Source organism: Ideonella dechloratans, from assembly GCF_021049305.1.
Lineage (GTDB): Bacteria > Pseudomonadota > Gammaproteobacteria > Burkholderiales > Burkholderiaceae_C > Ideonella > Ideonella dechloratans.
Genome location: NZ_CP088081.1, coordinates 149,542 through 168,217, shown reverse-complemented (window position 1 = coordinate 168,217; position 18,676 = coordinate 149,542). Strand labels below are relative to the sequence as shown.

At 69.1% G+C, this 18,676-nt stretch carries 18 protein-coding genes; 7 read left to right on the top strand and 11 right to left on the bottom strand.

All coding sequences use genetic code 11. The features are described 5' to 3' along the window. Positions 1-2 precede the first annotated feature (2 nt). On the top strand, positions 3-896 hold the full coding sequence (locus tag LRM40_RS00795) for an NAD(P)-dependent oxidoreductase (RefSeq protein WP_374586369.1): 894 nt from the start codon (positions 3-5) through the stop codon (positions 894-896). Positions 897-950: 54 nt separating this feature from the next. On the opposite strand, the gene LRM40_RS00790 is transcribed toward LRM40_RS00795, so the two are convergent. The 3 genes from LRM40_RS00790 to LRM40_RS00780 form a co-directional block, all read right to left on the bottom strand. Then, positions 951-1,592, bottom strand: a complete 642-nt coding sequence (locus tag LRM40_RS00790) for a BON domain-containing protein (protein ID WP_151122518.1) — start codon at positions 1,590-1,592, stop codon at positions 951-953. 35 nt (positions 1,593-1,627) lie between these two features. Further along, the gene (locus LRM40_RS00785; protein ID WP_151122517.1) at positions 1,628-2,230 is read right to left on the bottom strand and encodes an SIS domain-containing protein; all 603 of its coding nucleotides are present in this window, start codon (positions 2,228-2,230) and stop codon (positions 1,628-1,630) included. Positions 2,231-2,298: 68 nt separating this feature from the next. Then, on the bottom strand, positions 2,299-2,715 hold the full coding sequence (locus LRM40_RS00780) for a YraN family protein (protein WP_151122516.1): 417 nt from the start codon (positions 2,713-2,715) through the stop codon (positions 2,299-2,301). Here LRM40_RS00780 and rsmI point away from each other — a divergent pair. Further along, positions 2,714-3,673, top strand: a complete 960-nt coding sequence (gene rsmI, locus LRM40_RS00775; RefSeq protein ID WP_151122515.1) for a 16S rRNA (cytidine(1402)-2'-O)-methyltransferase — start codon at positions 2,714-2,716, stop codon at positions 3,671-3,673. The genes LRM40_RS00780 and rsmI overlap by 2 nt on opposite strands. A 21-nt stretch (positions 3,674-3,694) precedes the next feature. Here the strand turns inward: rsmI and LRM40_RS00770 are convergent, their stop codons facing one another. Beyond that, a complete protein-coding gene (locus tag LRM40_RS00770) occupies positions 3,695-4,060 on the bottom strand; it encodes a hypothetical protein (protein ID WP_151122514.1) in 366 nt (121 codons plus the stop codon). A 144-nt stretch (positions 4,061-4,204) separates the two neighbouring features. Between LRM40_RS00770 and tldD the strand changes: the two genes are divergently transcribed. Together tldD and LRM40_RS00760 are read left to right on the top strand one after the other, a co-directional pair. After that, a complete protein-coding gene (gene tldD, locus LRM40_RS00765) occupies positions 4,205-5,668 on the top strand; it encodes a metalloprotease TldD (protein ID WP_151122513.1) in 1,464 nt (487 codons plus the stop codon). 83 nt (positions 5,669-5,751) lie between these two features. Continuing rightward, complete coding sequence (locus LRM40_RS00760; RefSeq protein WP_151122512.1) at positions 5,752-6,789, top strand: phytanoyl-CoA dioxygenase family protein; 1,038 nt, start codon at positions 5,752-5,754, stop codon at positions 6,787-6,789. On the opposite strand, the gene LRM40_RS00755 is transcribed toward LRM40_RS00760, so the two are convergent. From LRM40_RS00755 to LRM40_RS00745, 3 genes are all read right to left on the bottom strand, one after another. After that, positions 6,790-7,539, bottom strand: coding sequence for an acyltransferase (locus LRM40_RS00755; protein ID WP_170288796.1), 750 nt, complete (start codon positions 7,537-7,539; stop codon positions 6,790-6,792). A 72-nt stretch (positions 7,540-7,611) separates the two neighbouring features. Then, complete coding sequence (locus LRM40_RS00750) at positions 7,612-9,000, bottom strand: hypothetical protein (protein WP_151122510.1); 1,389 nt, start codon at positions 8,998-9,000, stop codon at positions 7,612-7,614. A 148-nt stretch (positions 9,001-9,148) separates the two neighbouring features. Then, entirely contained in the window at positions 9,149-10,525 is a 1,377-nt protein-coding gene (locus LRM40_RS00745; protein WP_170288795.1) for a sulfatase, read from the bottom strand. 128 nt (positions 10,526-10,653) lie between these two features. Here LRM40_RS00745 and LRM40_RS00740 point away from each other — a divergent pair, with 128 nt between their 5' ends. Together LRM40_RS00740 and LRM40_RS00735 are read left to right on the top strand one after the other, a co-directional pair. Continuing rightward, positions 10,654-11,448, top strand: coding sequence for a sulfotransferase family protein (locus tag LRM40_RS00740; protein WP_151122508.1), 795 nt, complete (start codon positions 10,654-10,656; stop codon positions 11,446-11,448). A gap of 185 nt (positions 11,449-11,633) precedes the next feature. Then, positions 11,634-12,758 carry a 3-deoxy-7-phosphoheptulonate synthase gene (locus LRM40_RS00735; protein ID WP_151122507.1) on the top strand — a complete coding sequence of 375 codons (1,125 nt, stop codon included), beginning with the start codon at positions 11,634-11,636 and terminating at the stop codon, positions 12,756-12,758. Between the two features lie 22 nt (positions 12,759-12,780). On the opposite strand, the gene LRM40_RS00730 is transcribed toward LRM40_RS00735, so the two are convergent. Together LRM40_RS00730 and LRM40_RS00725 are read right to left on the bottom strand one after the other, a co-directional pair. Then, positions 12,781-13,299: a hypothetical protein gene (locus tag LRM40_RS00730; RefSeq protein ID WP_151122506.1), complete on the bottom strand. Its 519-nt coding sequence runs from the start codon at positions 13,297-13,299 to the stop codon at positions 12,781-12,783. Positions 13,300-13,392: 93 nt separating this feature from the next. Further along, positions 13,393-16,155: a serine/threonine-protein kinase gene (locus LRM40_RS00725; RefSeq protein WP_151122505.1), complete on the bottom strand. Its 2,763-nt coding sequence runs from the start codon at positions 16,153-16,155 to the stop codon at positions 13,393-13,395. 86 nt (positions 16,156-16,241) lie between these two features. Between LRM40_RS00725 and LRM40_RS00720 the strand changes: the two genes are divergently transcribed. Beyond that, positions 16,242-16,820 carry an ECF-type sigma factor gene (locus LRM40_RS00720; protein WP_151122504.1) on the top strand — a complete coding sequence of 193 codons (579 nt, stop codon included), beginning with the start codon at positions 16,242-16,244 and terminating at the stop codon, positions 16,818-16,820. 18 nt (positions 16,821-16,838) lie between these two features. On the opposite strand, the gene LRM40_RS00715 is transcribed toward LRM40_RS00720, so the two are convergent. Beyond that, positions 16,839-17,981 carry a hypothetical protein gene (locus tag LRM40_RS00715; protein WP_151122503.1) on the bottom strand — a complete coding sequence of 381 codons (1,143 nt, stop codon included), beginning with the start codon at positions 17,979-17,981 and terminating at the stop codon, positions 16,839-16,841. 72 nt (positions 17,982-18,053) lie between these two features. Further along, a complete protein-coding gene (locus LRM40_RS00710; RefSeq protein WP_151122502.1) occupies positions 18,054-18,656 on the bottom strand; it encodes a cob(I)yrinic acid a,c-diamide adenosyltransferase in 603 nt (200 codons plus the stop codon). Positions 18,657-18,676: the final 20 nt, after the last annotated feature.

Here is an 18,676-nt window from a genome sequence, read left to right as displayed (position 1 = left end):
CCATGGTGAACAAGACCTACGACAGCGTGCCGCCGCAACGGGTGGCGTTTCTCGGCCTGGGCGTGATGGGTTCCCCCATGGCGGGCCACCTGCAGCGCGCCGGACACGAGGTGACCGTCTACAACCGCACCGCCGCCAAGGCCGAGGCCTGGGTGGCGACCTATGGCGGCCGCAGCGCCGCCACCCCGCGGGAGGCCGTGGCAGGCGCCAGCCTGGTGTTCGCCTGCGTGGGCAATGACGACGACCTGCGCTCGGTGGTGCTGGGCCCGGACGGCGCCTTCGCCGGCATGGGCGAAGGCGCGATCTTCGTGGACCACACCACAGCCTCGGCCGAGGTGGCCCGCGAACTCAACCAGATCGCCCGCCTGGCGGGCAAGTACTTCATCGACGCACCGGTGTCCGGCGGCCAGGCCGGCGCCGAGAACGGCGTGCTCACCGTGATGTGTGGCGGCGAGCTGGCGCCCTTCGAGTCCATGAAGCCGGTGGCCATGGCCTACAGCCGGGCCGTCACCCGCATCGGCGAATCCGGCGCCGGCCAGCTGGCCAAGATGGTCAACCAGATCTGCATCGCCGGTCTGGTGCAGGGCCTGTCGGAAGCCATCGCCTTCGGCCAGCAGGCCCAGCTGGACATGAAGCTGGTGCTGGACGTGATCGGCAAGGGCGCGGCCCAGAGCTGGCAGCTGGACAACCGTGGCAAGACCATGGTGGACGACCAGTTCGAGTTCGGCTTCGCCGTGGACTGGATGCGCAAGGACCTGGGTCTGGTGCTGGACGAGGCCCGCCGCAACGGTGCGCGCCTGCCCATCACCGCCCTGGTGGACCAGTTCTATGCCGATGTGCAGGAGATGGGCGGCGGCCGCTGGGACACCTCCAGCCTGATCCGCCGCCTGCGCTGAGGCAGGCACAAACGGCCCAGCAAACGGCCCACGGTGGGCCGTCCGCCAGGAACATCAGCGGGCCGCGGAGGCGGCAGGCGCCGGCGCAGGCTGCAGCGCCTTGAGCTGCTCTTCGCTCACCACCTCGGCCACGCGCACGACCTTGTCGACGCCGCTGATCGAGCGGGCCAGCTCGGTGGCCCGGTTCAGCTCACGCTCGGTCACCACGCCCATCAGGTAGACGGTGCCGCGCTCGGTCACCACCTTGAAGGCGTTGCCCTGCACGTCCTTGGCATCGAACAGCGTGGCCTTGACCTTGCTGGTCACGATGGCGTCGCTGGAGCGCGAGGTCAGCGAGCTGTTGGGCATCACCGCGATCTCGTTGGTCACGGAGCGCAGGTTCTCCACGCCGGTCACGGCGTTGACGACGGCAGCCCGGTCGCTCTCGCTGGGCACCTCGCCGGTCAGCAGGGCCAGGCGGTTGTAGCTGGTGACGTTGACATGGCCGCGATCGCCGATGGCCTGGCGGATGCGGTTGTAGGACTTGGCCTCGATGGCCTCATCCTCGACCTGGGCGCCGGAGGTGCGGCGGTCGGTGTACATCAGGGCCCCGCCCACGGCGGCGCCGCCGATCAGCAGGGGCGCACAGGCGCTGAGCAGTTGGGTGGCGGCCAGCAGGCTGGCCAGGGTCACGATACGGCTGGTGTTCTTCATCATCGGTCCTGAAAGGAAGCGCCCGGGAAACAGGCGCCTCAGGCGGGCGATTCCTCGCCCAACAATTGCATGTCGATGGCATCGCACAGGGCATGCGTCGCCATCAGATGGAGTTCCCGCACGCGGGCAGGCCGGGCGGTGGCCACCGGCACCCAGACGTCGGTTTCGGCCAGCAGGTCGGGCCAGGCCCCCGGATCGCCCCCGGTGAACAGCACCACGCTCATCTCCTGCTGGTGGGCGGCCTGGACCACGGCGCGCAGCGCCGGGTCGTCGCTGTACAGCCCCGCGAAGACCACCAGCAGATCCCCGGGATGGCCCAGGGCCCGCAGCTGGGCGGCGAAGACGTCCTCGCCATGGCCCGGCGCAGGCGGCAGGGCCAGCGGGCGGCCCAGGCCGGGGCCCAGCGCCAGCGCCGCCAAGGGCGGGCGCTCGCGCTCGAAGCGCAGGGTCAAGGCGCCGCACAGGGCCGCGGCCAGGTCGGCGTCCGTGCCCTGACCACAGGCCAGCAGCTTGCCACCGGCTGTCAAACAGCCGACGGCCGCCTGGGCGGCCTCGGCAATGGGACGGGCCAGGGACTCGGCCACCTGGTACAGCAGGTCGGCGGTCTCGAAGAAATGGTGCTGGATACGGGCTTCAAGCATGGGCGCCGATCATAAGCGCGGGCATGTCCCGGGTATGAACCCCGGGCCGGCCGGGAGTTCCCGCCATCTCAACCCGCATCGAAGGCGCCACGCAGCCATTCCAGCGCCTCGCCGTCGATGGCGACCACATCGAAGCGGCAGGGCGGCACGGCGCTCAGGCGCATCAGGTAGTGCTGGGCGGCATAGACCAGGCTGCGCTGCTTGGCAAAGGTGACGCTGGCCGCCGCGCCACCGTGGCCGGCGCCCTGGCGGGCCCGGACTTCCACGAAGACCAGCGTGCCGTCGCGCTCGCGCAGGATCAGGTCGATCTCTCCACCACGGCGGGAGGGACCGCGCGCCACCCGATAATTGCGCTGCACCAGGCGCAAGCCTTGGCCCTGCAGATGCGCCAGGGCCCGATCCTCCGCCGTGCGGCCGGTGACCGCGCGCGCCTGAGCGGCGGCCTGGGCCGACGCCGGGTCCTTCCGGGGCTTACCGAACCACATGAGCGCTTCCTCTGCTTCCCTGTCCCTGCTCCAGGCCGCTGCCGCGGCGGCCGGTGGCCAGCAGTATCCCGCCGCCACCCTGTATGTGGTGGCCAGCCCCATCGGCAATCTGGCGGACTTCAGCCTGCGGGCGGTGCATGCGCTGTCGCTGGTGGACGCGGTGGCCTGCGAAGACACCCGCGTCACCGCCGGCCTGCTGCGCCACCTGGGCCTGGACAAGCCGCTGATCGCCGTGCACGAGCACAACGAGCAGAGCGCCGCGGAGAAGGTGCTGGCCCGGCTGGCCCAGGGCGAGCGGGTGGCCTACCTGAGCGACGCCGGCACACCCGCGGTGTCCGACCCCGGCGCGGTGCTGGCCCACCAGGTGCGGGCGGCCGGTCACCGGGTGCTGCCCCTGCCCGGCGCCAGCGCGGTGGTGACCGCGCTGAGCGCGGCCGGCTGCGTGGGGGCGGCGGGCCCGGGCTTCCACTTCGCCGGCTTTCTGCCCGCGAAGGGGCAGGAACGCGACAGCGCACTGCAGGCTGCCCTGGCCCAGCCCTGCCCCACCGTGCTGTTCGAGGCACCGCACCGCATCGAGGCGCTGGCGGACCGGCTGGCGGCACTGGCGCCCACGCGGCCGGTCACCATCTGCCGCGAGCTGACCAAGCAGTTCGAGCAGATCGACACCCTGCCGGCCGCGCAGCTGCCGGCCTGGTTCTCAGCCGACGCCCAACGCCGCAAGGGCGAGTTCGCCGTGGTGCTGCATGCGCCCGAACCCGTCGGCGAGGAGACCCCGGGCCTGCCCCCCGAGGTGGAGCGCACCCTGCGTGTGCTCACCCGGGATCTGCCCCTGAAGCAGGCCGTGGCCCTGGCCGCCGAACTGACCGGCGCCCCGCGCAACGCCCTGTACGAGCAGGCCCTGGCCTGGCGTCAGGCGGCCCAAGAGGCCGTCGCGGGCGACGAAGCCGCGGCCGACTGAGGCCGGCCGCCGGCCTGCACCTTATTGTGGTGCCGAGGCCGCGCGCTGGTTGTGCGTCTTGCGGGCGATGTCGCGGTTGGCACGGCGCTCGGCCGAACGGATGCGCGCACGTTCCTGGGTCGTCACGCTGCCATCGGCCGCGGCCTTGGTTTCCATGTTGTCGATGTGCTGCTGCTGGTTGTCCAGGCGGGTCGTTTCGCGCTGGGTCAGCTCGCCGCTGGTGGCGCCCTGGTTGATGCGAGCGGCCTCGCGCTGCTGACGCAGCTTGATGTGCGGGGTGCTGGCACCGCGCTCCGGCGGGGTGGCGGTCTGTGCGCTGGCGGCGAAGCTGGCGCAGGCGATGAAGCCGGCCACGGCCAGGCTGAGAACGGACGTCTTGCGGATCATGGAAGTTCCTCCTTGGACTGAGATCACGGAGCACGATGCCACGCCCCGGTGCCTCTCTCAACGCCCGAGATAGGGATCGCGCCGACTCGGACTCTCCGAAAGGGTGTACACCTGTAAACAGGCCGACTCCCTACAATCGATCGCATGATCTCCCGCGAACCCACCCTCGAACGGCTGGCAGTGGCGCAAAGCCTGCTGCTGGACCCCTATCAACTGACGGAGTCCACGCTGTCCCGGGCCTTGGCCACCATCGGTGAGCACAAGGTGGACGACGCGGACCTCTACTTCCAGTACACCCGGCACGAAGGCTGGAGCCTGGAGGAAGGCATCGTCAAGAGCGGCAGCTTCTCGATCGACCAGGGCGTGGGCGTGCGCGCCATTGCCGGCGAGAAGACCGCCTTCGCCTATTCGGACGACCTCTCCGAGGCCGCGCTGCTGGACGCCGCCCGCACGGTGCGCACCATTGCCGCCTCGGGTCAGAGCCGTCGCGTCAAGGTGAGCAACAAGACCCAGGTGGCCAAGAGCCGCCTGCTCTATGCCCCGCTGGACCCGATCGCCACGCTGGACAGCACCCAGAAGGTTGAACTGCTCGAGCGCATCGAGCGCATGGCCCGCGCGCGCGATCCGCGCGTGGTGCAGGTCATGGCCGGCCTGGCCGCCGAATACGACGTGGTGCTGGTGGCCCGTGCCGACGGCACCCGCGCGGCCGACGTGCGGCCGCTCGTGCGCCTGTCCATCACCGTGATCGCCGAGCAGAACGGCCGGCGCGAGGTGGGCTCGGGCGGCGGCGGCGGGCGCTTCGGCCTGGGCTACTTCCAGGACGCCCAGTTGGAAAGCTATGTGGACCAGGCGGTCAATGCGGCCCTGACCAACCTCGAATCGCGCCCGGCGCCGGCCGGCCCGATGACCGTGGTGCTGGGCCCGGGCTGGCCCGGCGTGATGCTGCACGAGGCCGTGGGCCATGGCCTGGAGGGTGACTTCAACCGCAAGGGCTCGTCCACCTTCTCCGGCCGCATCGGCGAGCGGGTGGCGTCCAAGGGCGTCACCGTGCTGGACGACGGCACCATCGCCGATCGCCGCGGCTCGCTCAACATCGATGACGAAGGCAACCCGAGCCAGCGCAATGTGCTGATCGAGGACGGCATCCTGCGCGGCTACATCCAGGACCGCCTGAACGCCCGGCTGATGGGCGTGAAGCCCACGGGCAACGGCCGCCGCGAGAGCTACGCCCACGTGCCGATGCCGCGCATGACCAACACCTACATGCTGGCCGGCGACAAGTCGCCCGAGGAGATCATCGCCTCGGTCAAGCGCGGCCTGTACGCCACCAATTTCGGCGGCGGCCAGGTGGACATCACCAGCGGCAAGTTCGTGTTCTCGGCCTCCGAAGCCTACTGGGTCGAGAACGGCAAGATCCAGTACCCGGTCAAGGGCGCCACGCTGATCGGCAACGGCCCGGACGCGATGAACCGTGTCAGCATGATCGGCAACGACCTGGCGCTGGACAGCGGCGTGGGCACCTGCGGCAAGGAAGGCCAGAGCGTGCCGGTCGGGGTGGGCCAGCCCACGCTGCGCATGGACGGCCTGACGGTGGGCGGCACGGCCTGAAGCTCTGCCCGACACTTGGGGATGGCAGGCCCTGCGGCGCTCCCTAGAATCCGGCTTCACTGAATCGAAAGTGGAGCAGGGCGATGCTGGATTGGCTGAAACGACTGGGGACGCGGGCATCACCCCGTCCTGCGCCATCCCTCCAGACATCCACCCCTTTGGTGCCCCCCCTGCCTCTGCAGGGACCTGAAGCTTTGCAGGGGCTTTGGATCGATGAACCCGATGCCCTGCAGCGTCTGGAAGGCATGGCGTTGGCGCCTGAATTGCGCGGTGATCTCACCCAGTTCATCGAGCGAGGGTTCACCATCATCCCGCAGGCGATCTCACCCGAATTGGCCGACCAGGTGGTGGCCGACGCGCATCGGGTGCTCACCGAGCCCGCCCCCTATGTCGTTCGAAATGCGGGGGCCTACACCGACCCGGCCCGGTTGCAGGAACTGGGTGTGGGCGACCGCATCATCGACCTGTACGCCGTGTCTGAGGCGGCGCGAGCAGCGGTGTTCACACCACGAGTGGCCGCCCTGCTGCAGGCGGCCTTCGCGGAGCCAGCCATCGCCATCCAGTCCCTTTACTTCGAATACGGCTCACAACAGTCGATCCATCAGGACACCGCCTATGTGGTGTCTCGGCGCCCGTTGGGTCTGGCAGCCATCTGGATCGCCCTGGAAGACGTCGCGCCCGGCACGGGTGAGCTCTGCTACTACCCTGGGGGCCACCGCTTCCCGCACTTCCTTTTCGGGGGCGAGCGCAAGCACTGGATTCAGAGCCAGGATGGTCAGGCCCAGCATCAGACTTACTTCAAACATCTGCACGATTGCGCAGCCGAACGGGGGATACAGGTCGAGTCCTTCCTGCCCCGAAAGGGAGATGTACTGGTCTGGCATGCCGACCTGCCCCACGGAGGAAGCCGCATCACCCAGATGCACACCCGCCGCAGCCTGGTGCTGCATTTCGCCCCCCAGAGCGTGAAGGCCAATTACGCCACACGGCTGGGGGCCGATTATCACGAAATGCCCACTGAGAACGGGCACTTCTTCTCCTGCCGACACTATCGGCTGCAGGACATGGACGCTTCTGGAAGGGCTGCCGTGCTCTTCAACGGGCTGAAGACACCCCGCTGATCAGAGGGCACTGCCGGACGGAAACTCCCGCGCCCAACACACCCGCTCTCTCAGGATTTTTGCGGGCACGCCACCGACCACGGTGTTCGGAGGCACGGAAGCGGTCACCACGGCTCCTGCAGCCACGATACAGCCCTCGCCCAGTGTGACATCGGGCATTAGCATGGCCCGACGTCCTACCCAGACATGGCGCTCCAGCCTGACATGGTGGCGCTGGCCGTTGAGGAGTTGGCCACTGTCCAGATCGAAGATCGGGTGTTGGTCGCTGCCCTGGATCACCACTTCGTCCGAAAACTGTGCGTCTTCGCCGATCACCATGTCGCAGTTCGCCACGATCAGTCGTGCATGACCGAACGTACAGCGATCCCCGATGAACAGCGTGGGATGGCGGAAGAGTTGGATGCTGCCTCGCATCACGGTCCGGCTGCCCACGAAGACGCGAACATGGTCGTCGCCCAGGAGCAGGTTATAGGCACCGGTCTTGGACAGCAGCGCCAGGTGCACCCCCCGATACTGGCGCTTGCCCGCGTGCAAGTTCAGCTTGACCTGTGGCAGCTCCTCATCCCCGTCTGCCACGGTGAGCCAGCAGTTGTCGTCAAACTCGGCGGGCAGCCCTTTGACCAAGACACTGTCCCGCAACGGCATGGTGTGCAGGCGTCGCTGTGCAGACAAGGGGGCGTGCACCGCCAGGTCAGGAGGCAGGTCCATGGCCTGCAACAAGGCCCCCAGATGGGGCGTGGTTTCTGACATGAGAACTCCCAAAAGGACAACGGGGACGGTGTCCCCACCGTCCCCGCGGGACATCATGCCAGCAGCACAGCCTCAGGGCTGGGTTCCGGCAAACAGCTGACGGAAACCACCACCGATCTCGACCCGACGAGTGTTATTGGGGTTGTACACCTCCTGCCCCACGTCAGCCGACAGCAGGATCCATTGGCTGCGGTTTTGCCAGCCCGAACCCCACTCCGCCGCCAGTTGGGCATCGGTGACCGATGCCACGCTCACGCCGTTGGCCTTGGCCGTAACCATGCGCACCACGTTCAGGAGCTGATCGAAGCTGATCGTCACATCGAACGCCTGGTTCGCGAATGTTCCATGCTGGGTGGCTTGCCCTTGGGATGTGAACAGCGAAAGACCGGTCTCCTGGTCCACCGTCTGACTGCCGGCCGCCTTGATCGGACCGTCGATGACCGGAATGCTGCCCTGCGCGGGGTCGAAGGAGAGCCCCCCGTTCTGGAACCAAGCCACCGTGCTCCAGTCGCTCACCCCCGAACGGACAATGGATGTGTTCAACAGATACTGGATCTGACAGGGCTTGCCATTGGCCTTGACCTCATTGACGCACGCCAGGTTGAGGAAGGTTGCCATCATCTGCTGCTTGGCCTGGGTGGTCTCTCCCGCACCGGCGTTGGTCTGGACACTGCCCACCGATTGAACACTGCGCAGACGCGCAGAGGCGGTGCCTGTCCATGGCTGCACCGGATCGCTGGCGCTCCAGACCTGCCGGAAATTGACGAACGTGCCCAGAATGCCCGTGTTGGCCCCATTGCCATCCTGCCCGGCCGCTCCGTAGGGCCCGAGGAAGGGCGTGGTGCCATCGGCCTGGACACCCGAGGTGGTCAACATCGCAACACCACCCGCAGATGCCGCCGCGTTGACGAAGACCGAGGAGGTGCCTGCCTGCGTCTGGGCGCTGTCTGCACAGCCGGTGGCCGCCCCCGACGGCGTCCAGTGCATGCCCGCTGTGGCCGTGGCGCTCATGCCGGTCAGTGAGGCAACCGAACTCAGGGCGCTGTCCGTCAGCGCAGTCAGCGGTCCCTCGGTGCCGAAGGCACATCCTTGCCCGGCACCGAAGAACATCACTTTCATGCCAGGCTTGAGGGCGGTTTGCGGATTGTTCGGATCCCAGCGCGCAAAGAGCGCCGTCCCGCCCCCGACGCTGTCAAGGCTGGCCCGTGTGGTGGATGCATCCGGTGCGAACAGGAACGAGTCGTTGCCCAGCGTCAACGCAGGTGCAGTTGTGGTGCCCCCTGAGGAACTGCCACCGGTGTTTCCGGTGGGTTGTTCAGTGCCGCCGGATGAGGTGCCCGCACTCGAGCCACCGCCGCCACCGCATCCCGCCATGGCGAGCAAGGCTGCCGCCGCGAAGGTGGACAGCAGCCGCGCCCGGGGGAGCCGGCCAGACGTGAGAGAGAGGAGGGGGCGTTGCATGATGAACCTCGCAGTCGGATGCGTGGTTCGGGTTCGCCCACGCTCCCCTCCTGTTTCGGTCCGCCTGCCCCGGAATTAAGACGGAATTGCGGCCTCAACCTCCCCGTGTTTCTGGCTCAAGTCCCTCCGGCATGTGCCGATAACCGCGTCAAGAAGCTTGCAACGGTGGCATGTAGGCATCCAAGTCGGCGATGGTCTGCGCGTAGGCGGCCTGCTTGGCCAGGTTGTAGTGCTCGCTGGGATCGGCTTGCATGTCATACAACTCCTGCTCGCCGCTTTGATAGCGGATGTACCGCCACTGCGCGGTGCGCACCGCATGGTCGTACTGCAGTCTTGTGGTGAGCACCGGATAGTCCCAGGACTGATCTGGCTTCTCCAGAAGAGGCCGCAGGCTGCGGCCGTCCATGGCATAGGTCGACTTCACCCCGCAGTAGTCCAACAGAGTGGGAGCAAGATCCCGCAATCCCACCACCTGACTCATCTTGTGAGCGACCGTCTGCCCCGGCAGTCGGACGATGAAGGGCACATGGACACCCGGGTCCCACAAGGCCAGCTTGTGCCAGTGGAACTTCTCACCCAGGTGGAAGCCGTGGTCGCTCCACAGCACCACGATGGTGTTGTCGGCGTGACGACTGTTGGCCAGCGCTGTCAGCAGCCGACCGATCTGGCTGTCCGCCCAAGAAATGCTGGCCAGATAGGCTTGCACGGCATCGGCCCACAAGCCCTGGCCTGTGACGCACTGATGGAAGTTGTACTGCAGCGCCACCGACCGCCCGGCAGGCCCCAGATCGTCGAGATCGTCGGCCGGCGGTGACGGCAGCTGCAGCCCCTGCTTGGGATACATGTCGAAGAAGCGCTGCGGCACATACCAGGCCACATGGGTATGGACCAAGCCAACGGACAGGCAGAACGGCGCGCTGCTGTCGTAGCTGTTGAGAAAATCGATACCGCTCTGGGTGTATCGGTAGTCGGGGTGCTGGTCATCCGCGGCCGTGGAGGGCCACCAGTCAAAGGATCCTTCCCCGAGCGGGGCCGGGCAAGTCTTGTTTGCGACCGGCTGGCTGGGCGGCATGGGCAAGGGATAGCTCGAGTACGTGTGGTCGATCTTTCCGTATCGGGTGACCTGGTAGCCCGAGCGCTTGAGCATGTCCTCGAACTGGTCCTTCCCGGGATTGATGCCCTTGAAGGTCGCCGTGTTGTCATAGACGTGGGTGTTTTGCACCGACAGACCACTGAGCACGCTGGCGCGGGATGGGGAGCACTCGGTGGCGTTGCTGAAGGCCTTCATGAATGCAAAGGACTGCCCCGCCAAGGCGTCGATGGCCGGTGTCTTGACCTGAGGATGCCCTCCCAGATAGCCCACCCAGTTGTTGAGGTCGTCGAGCGCGATGACCAGGATGTTGGGTCGATCAGGTGTCGGCGTTGGCGCCGGAGCAGGTGCCGGATCCGTCCCCGAAGAGCCTCCTCCGCATCCCATCAGGGTGGAGCTCAACCCCGCCAGTTGCAGCACAGTTCTGCGCTTCATCGCATTCACATCCCGGAAAAACTTGGAAACAGCGATGTTGCCGTGCCGCCCGCCCCGGCGCCACCCCCAAGGGGGGCCACTTATCATCACCTCTGCCCAGTTCCACTGTCATTCGCGAGCCTCCCCGCATGAACGCTGCAGAACCCTCCGAATCCCCCGCCGGCTCCCAACCCCGCCGGCCCGCCCCGTTCTTCGTCATCGGCTGCGTGCGCTCCGGCACCACGATGCTGAGGAATCTGCTGCGCTGTCATCCCCATCTGGCTTGTCCGGAGGAGACCCACTTTTACCGCTGGCCAGAACCCTTCGGCTCGGCCGCCTACGCTCGCATCGTCCAGACCAACCCGGTGTTGCGGAAGCACCGGGAGATGGACGGGATCAGCGAAGCCGAGTTCGCCGACATCCTTGCCAAGTCGACCACCCGTCGCGACCTCTGCGACCGCTACATGGCCCTCTACATCGCCAAGAACAAGCCTGGCGCCACACGCTGGTTCGAGAAGACCCCGCAGAACGTCTACGGCGCCGGCATGCTGGGCGACTGGAAAGAAGTTCGCTTCGTCCACATCGTGCGCAATCCGGTGGAAGTGGCCGCCAGCCTGCGGCTGGGCAAGGTGATGAACAAGTTCGAGCCATTGGGCGCCGCCAACTACTGGCGTGAAGCCATCGAGAACATCACGACCCTGCGTCGGGCCTATCCCAAGCGCATGCACGAGGTGCGCTACGAGGATTTCACGGCCGACCCCATGGGTGAGCTGGCCAAGCTGTGCGAATTTCTGGAGGAGCCGTTCGATGCGAGTTGGTTCGAAGGCATGTCTGTCAAGGAGGTCAGTCATGCGGACGAGTCCGTGCTGTCCCCGCAGGAAAAGGCCCTGGTGCGCAAGCTCTGCCAGAAAGGCTGCAAACAGTACGGCTACCTGCCGACTTGATGTGATACATTCGGCCTCGTGATGCGTGCCCAACGATTTTTCTTTGCCTTTTACTGGTTCTCGCCCCGTCTGGCGGCTGGAGAGGCAAACGCGCGCACCTGAACCCCACGCGAATCTCCCAGAAAACCGCCGGAACCCCCGGCGGTTTTTTTTTCGCCGGTCCTGGCCCACTGCAAGCAACCCCGATGAACGCCAAAGCCACCACACCCATCGACGCACGCGCCCTGGTCCCCAGCAACCGCACCAGCGAGGCGGACGACGAGCGCATCCAGGAGGTCATTCCCTTGCCGCCGCCCGAGCACCTGATCCGCTTCTTCCCCATCGCGGGCACGCCGGTCGAAAAGCTGGTCAAGCACACCCGCCATGCGGTGCGCGACATCATGACCGGCAAGGACGACCGCCTGCTGGTCATCATCGGGCCCTGCTCGATCCACGATCCGGCCGCCGCGGTGGACTACGCCCGCCGACTGAAGGACCTGCGCGAGGAGTACAAGGACACGCTGGAGATCGTGATGCGCGTGTACTTCGAGAAGCCGCGCACCACGGTGGGCTGGAAGGGCCTGATCAACGACCCCTACCTGGACCAGAGCTTCCGCATCGACGAGGGCCTGCGCATCGCCCGCCAGTTGCTGCTGGAGATCAACCGCCTGGGCGTGCCGGCGGCCAGCGAATTCCTGGACACCATCAGCCCGCAGTACATCGGCGACCTGATCTCCTGGGGCGCCATCGGCGCGCGCACCACCGAAAGCCAGGTCCACCGCGAGCTGGCCTCGGGACTTTCGGCCCCCATCGGCTTCAAGAACGGCACCGACGGCAACCTGCGCATCGCCTTTGACGCCATCCAGGCCGCCAGCCGGCCGCACCACTTCCTGTCGGTGCACAAGAACGGCCAAGTCGCCATCGTGCGCACCGGCGGCAACAAGGACTGCCACGTCATCCTGCGCGGCGGCAAGACGCCCAACTACGACGCCGAACATGTGGGTGCGGCCTGCGCCGAGCTGGAAGCCGCCAAGCTCCACCCCAGCCTGATGGTGGACTGCAGCCACGCCAACTCCAGCAAGCAGCACCAGCGCCAGCTGGATGTGGCCCGCGACATCGCCGCCCAGCTGGCCGGCGGCAGCCGCCAGATCTTCGGCGTGATGGTGGAAAGCAACCTGGTGGCTGGCGCGCAGAAGTTCAGCCCCGGCAAGGACGACCCGCGCGCGCTGTGCTACGGCCAGAGCATCACTGACGCCTGCATCGGCTGGGACGACTCGGTGGGCATGCTCAAGGTGCTCAGCGACGCGGTGAAGGCCCGCCGGGCCCGCTGAGCCCCCTGAGCTGCGCCTCGCCTCACTTCGTCCCGTTGGTGAGGATGGTCGTGCCATCCACGGGCGAGGAGCCCCAGGCCTGGCCCAGACCGGCCTGCGGTGCCGTGGCGATCTCCAGATGGCCCTGCCCCACGAACAGGTAGAGCAGCTGGCCGTACGGGCCCACCGCCGCGTCCATACAGGCCGAGCTGGGGGTGTAGGCCGTGCCCTGGTAGGTGACCGCCCCGTTGGGTGCGATCACCAGGGTGCCGCTGCCGCTGGCGACGAAGTTGTAGGCCGCATCGTAGTGGCCCTCGGTCACCTGGAAGGTGCCCGCGTAGGCGGCCAGTTGGTCGGCCGTGGGCAACGCCACCGCACCTGCCTGGTAGGCCGCGGTGTTGCAGCTCAAGGTCAGCGGCGTGGTGCCTGTGCCACCACCATCGGTGGCCGGGTCATCGCTGCCACCACCGCAGGCACTCAGCAGCGCGGCGGAGCAGATGGCGCAGCCCGTGGCTGCAGCCCGGGCAGCTGTGGCGAGGCGACGGATCTTCGAAACGGACATGGGGGACTCCTGTGAAGCGGGGTTGCCAAGGTGCCGACCACCACGGCCGGTCGACCTCTCCCCTGCTTACGCCGGAAGCCCGGGCCTTACGGCTCACGGTCGGCGCAGGTTCTGCAGTCCCCCAACGGAGAGCTTCTGGCGCAGGACCTGGTGGTCTTCAGCCAACGGCCGCAGTGCCTGGGCGCGCGCCAGCGCCAGCAGGCCCTGCTGCCGCCAGACGGCCGCCTGGGCGGGCTGCAGCTGGGCCAGCAGGGCCGCCCCTTCAGCGCTGGCCAGCAAGGCATCCCGCCCCTGCTCCGGATGGTCCTGCAGCGGCTGCAGCGCCTGGACGGCCCGCTGGGCCAGGGCCAGCGCGGCCGCGCGCTGGCCCAGCGCGGCCAGCGACCGGGCCTTGAGCAGCGCCACCCAGGCCTGGCGGCGCTGGGCATTGTGGTTGGCGCCCTGCGCCAGGCGCTCGGCCCACAGCGCGATGGCCAGGTCGTAGACCGGCAAGGCCTCGGCATGGCGGCCGTTGAGGGCCAGGGCCCGCCCCCACTGCGGCGCCAGGAAAGGCGGCGCGCCGGCCCACTTGCTGGCTGGCCCCTGCTCGCGCGCCAGGGCCGCGGCGGTCTCCCAGGCCAGACGCGCAGCCTCCAAGGCCGGGCCGGCCTCGCCCAGGCGGATCAGGGCGATGGACAGGGTGTTAGCCTCCACCATCAGGCCGTCGCGCCAGCCCAGGTTGCGCGGCTCGCGGATCACGTTGGCGCGCCGCAGCGCCAGCGCGGCCTCCGCCTCGCGCCGCATGGCCGGCAGGTCCTCCAGCCGCAGATGCACCAGGGCCCGCCCCCCCAGCACGGTGCCGAGCTGGTGGCTCAGATAGGCCTCGGTGGCCGGATCGCCCGGTACCGCCTGGCGGTCCAGCTCGGCCAGCATCGCCGTGTCGGCCAGCATGGCGCGCAGGTCCTGCTCGGCCAGGGCGTAATCGCGCAGCGCGGCCTGCGGCTGGTTCAGGCTGGCCAGCGTCACCTGGTCGTGCAGCTGGGCCCGCAGCAGCAGCGCCCCGCTGCGCACGGCCAGCAGATGGGCCCGCCCCGGCACGCTGGTCTCGCCGGCCAGGGCCTGGCCCATGCGCTCGATGGCCCGCTGCAACGCCGCCACGCCCTGAGCGGGCTCGCCCCGCAGGCGGTCGAGCTGGGCCTGGATGGCCAGGGTGCGACCATGCCAGACGGCAAAGCGCCAGTCTCGGCCGTGGCTCTCCCACAGCGCCTCGCCCAGCGCCAGCGCGCGGGCCACGGTGGCCCGCGCCTCGTCGGCACGCTCGGGGGCGGCCAGGGTCTGGTTGCCCTGCAGCTCGGCCAGCCGGCCCAGCGTGGAGGCGATCAAGGCCTGCAGGTCGCGGTCACCGGGCAGCTGGCGCGACAGGCTCTCCAGCTGAGCCAGGGTTTCGCGCAGCATGGCCTCCTGGGCCTGGGGGCCGCCTGGCAGGGTGGTGGTGGTGTCGCCATAGCGAAAAACCAGCTCGGTGGTGATGCCCTTGAGCGCGGCCAGCTGGGCGCGGGCCTCGTCACGGGCCTGGCGGGCCTGCTGGCCCTGCCACAGGGCGGCGCCCAGCCCGCTGCACAGCGACACCAGCGCCAGCGCCGCCAGCGCCACCGGCAGGCGGTGGCGGCCGACGAACTTGCCCGCCCGGTAGCGCCAGCCGGGCGCACGGGCCGAGACGGGGTAGCCGTCCAGATAGGCGCGCACATCCGCCGCCAGGGCCTCCACACTGGGGTAGCGCCGCTCGGGCGCCTTCTCCAGCGTCTTGAGCAGGATGTTGTCGAGGTCGCCACGCAGATGGCGGCGCGTCTGCAGCCACTGCGGGTCGGCCACGTCCTGCGGGCTGAGCGCGCTGGGCCGCGTGGGCGTTTCCTCCAGCACGCTGCGGGCCGCCTGCTGCGGCGTGGTGGCGCCGCGGCCCGTGGGGCGCAGCCCGGTCAGCAACACATAGAGCTGCACGCCCAGGCTGTAGATGTCGGTGGCGGTGCCGATGGGCTCGCCCCGCACCTGCTCCGGGCTGGCGTAGTGCGGCGTGAAGGGGCGCGGCCCGGCCTCGGTCAGGCCGGCATCGGCCGGGCCCGGTTCCAGCGCCTTGGCGATGCCGAAGTCCAGCAGCTTGACCTGGCCCTCGGGCGTGACCAGCACATTGCTGGGCTTGAGGTCGCGGTGCACCAGCAGCTGGCGGTGGGCGAAGGCCACGGCATCGGCCAGCTGCAGGAACAGCGCCAGCCGCTGCGCCAGGCTGCGGCCCGCGCAGGCCTGGTCGATCGGCAGACCCTGCACCCGCTCCATCACGAAGTAGGGCTGGCCCTGCGCGGTGCGGCCTGCATCCAGCAGGCGGGCGATGTGCGGGTGGCTGAGCCGCCCCAGGGCCCGCTGCTCCAGCGCGAAGCGGGCCAGGATGGCAGCCGAATCCATGCCCCGGCGCAGCACCTTGATGGCCGCCTCGCCTTCCCAGGCGCCATCGGCCCGGCGGGCCAGCATCACCTCGGCCATGCCGCCCCGGCCCAGCAGGCCGAGCACCTCCCAGGGGCCCAGGCGCTCGCCCACCTGCAGCAAGGGGTCGTCGGGCGCGGATGGGCGGTCATCACCCAAGGCCTGCACCTCCAGCCCAGCCCACAGCGGGGTCCCCCAACGGTCCGCGCCGGTGCCGGTCTCGTCGTCGGTGGGCAGATGGGCCAGCAGGCTGGCCACCTCGTCCAGCACCGCGGTCGGCACCTCGCCGCTGGCGCGCAGCGCAGCCAGCCAATCGGCGCGTTGCGCCGGGGGCAAGGCCAGCGCCTGGGCCAGCCACCCCTTCACGGTCGCCCAGTGGGCGGCCTCTTCACTGCGGCTCATCGGGCTCCCCTCCCCTGTCTGCCGGTTTCGCGCATCATCGCATCGGGCAACAATCGGACACACACCACTTTGCGCAAGCAGGCCCGATGTCCGCCGCCGCCAACGACGACGCTTCCCTGACCCAGTGGCTGCAGCAGCTGGACCAGCCCGATCCCGCCGCCAGCCAGCGCCTGTTCGCCCTGCTTTATGACGAGCTGCGACGCATGGCGCGCAGCCACATGCGGCGGGAGCGCGCCGGCCACACGCTGAGCGCCACCGCGCTGACCCACGAGGCCTGGTTCCGCATGGCCGAACAGAACCGCACCGCCTGGCGCAACCGCGGCCACTTCCTGGCTGTGGCCTCGACAATGATGCGGCGCATCCTGGTCAACCACGAAGAAGCGCGCCGGGCCGACAAGCGGGCGGCCGAACTGGAGCCGCTGACACTCTCGGGCCTGGAACAGTTCAGCGACCGGCCCGACCGGGATGTGCTGGCGGTGCACGACAGCCTGCTGGCCTTCGAAGCCCTGGACCCGCGCGCGGCCAAGGTGGTGGAACTGCGCTTCTTCGGTGGACTGGAGATCGAGGAAATCGCCGAGGCCATGGGCTTGTCGCCCGCCACCGTCAAGCGCGACTGGGCACTGGCGCGCGCCTGGCTGCAACGCGACTTGGCCGGCGGCGGCTGAGGCCCGCCACGCGCAGACTCAAGGCGCCAATGCCTGGGTCAGGCTGGCCAGCGTGGCCTCCACCTGCGGGGTGGCCACCGCGTCGAAGACCTCGGGGCTGCTGCGCAGCTCATAGGACTGGCTGCTGCTGCTCACGCCGCGACCCACGCCATTGGCCGCAGCCAGCAGGGTGAAGGCCGTGGTCAGCACCGAGACGGCCTTCTGCCCGGTGGTGGTCACGTCCACCAGCTCGCCCAGACCCGCCTCGGACGCCCAGCCCTTCTTGAGCGACACGCGGGCATAGTCGCCCCCGGAGCGGCGCACCAGGATGCGGTTGGTCCAGGCCGGCATCAGCAGGGTGTTGCGGGTCTCGGTGCCGGCGGTGAAGCCCCAGCGGCTGCCACTGCCCTGAACCTGGGCGGCCGTCAGCACCAGCCGCACCAGCACCAGCGGCATGCCGGCCTGTTGGCCCAGGCGCTCCAGCGCCGGCTCGACGCGCCCGGTCTTGAAGCCGCCGGACATCTTGTCACCCAGCGCGACATAGGCATCCTCGAACCTGCCGGTCATGGCGCCCAGCAGCCCGGTGCCGCTGGCCCGGGAGAGCCAGGCCATCTCGTCGCGGTGCAGCAATGGCAGGCCACTGGCGCTGTAGGCCTGGCCCTTGCCACCCTGGGCATCGAAAGCCAGCGGCGCGGTGTCGGCCACCTGCTGCAGTTCGGCGAAGGCCGGCAGGGCCGCCAGCTGGGCCTGGGGCATGACGGCAATGCCCCGCGCCACCAGGGCTGCCTCGGTGCGGGCCCGCGCCAGATCGGCCAGGGCCTGCAGTCGCAGCGGATCCAGGCCCGTCACCTTGAGCGAGGTGTTGGCCGTGGCCATGCCGCCGTGCAGGGCGGCCCCGGCGCTGGCGCCGCCTTCGGCCTCCGTCACCACATACAGTGCGACGCCGGCGATGGCGACCTGCGTGAGGCCCTGGAGCCGCCGCCCCTCCTCGACATCCACGCCGTCTGGTGGCAGGGCGGCCAGCGGCGCCACCTGGGGCACGGGCAAGGGGGCGACGGCCGGCGACGATGCCGTCGGGGCCGCCTCGGCAGCGGGCTGGGCTGTCGCGCAGGACGGCAGCAGGGACAGGCCCAGGCTCAGTGCCAGGGCGGGCCAGGGGAAGCACAACAGGGACGGCGACATGGCGCGAGACTCCGGTCACGGGTCCCGGCGGGACCCTTCACCGGCTTACGCCGCCTGCGGTCGCCAAACAGCTCAGGTGCCGTCGGGAACGTCGTCCGTCTCGCCCTGCTGGGCCGCCAGGCGCTCGCTGCGCCAGTAGACATCGTCGCCGCCCAGGCCGTCGAGGTTGGCCCGATTGAGCACGCGGGCCAGCACGAACAGCAGGTCCGACAGGCGGTTGAGGAACAGGCGCGGGGCCTCGTTCACCGCCTCCTGCGCGGCCAGGGCCACCACCGCCCGCTCGGCGCGGCGGGCCACGGCCCGGGCCACATGGGCCAGCGCCGCGCTGCGCGTGCCCGCCGGCAGGATGAACTCGGCCAGGCGCGGCAGCTGGGCGTTGTAGTGCGCCAGCGCAGCGTCCAGCCGGGCCACGGCCTCGTCCTTGAGCAGGGTGTAGCCGGGAATGGAAAGCTCGCCGCCCAGGTTGAACAGCTCGTGCTGGATGACGACCAGCAGCTCGCGCACATCGGCCGGCAGCGGCTCGGCCAGCAGCACGCCCAGGTGGGAGTTGAGCTCGTCCACGTCGCCCATGGCGGCGATGCGCCCGTGGTGCTTGGGCACGCGCTGGCCGTCGCCCAGGCCGGTGGTGCCATCGTCGCCGGTGCGGGTGGCGATCTGCGAGAGTCTGTTTGCCATGCGTTGCAGTGTAGTGAACA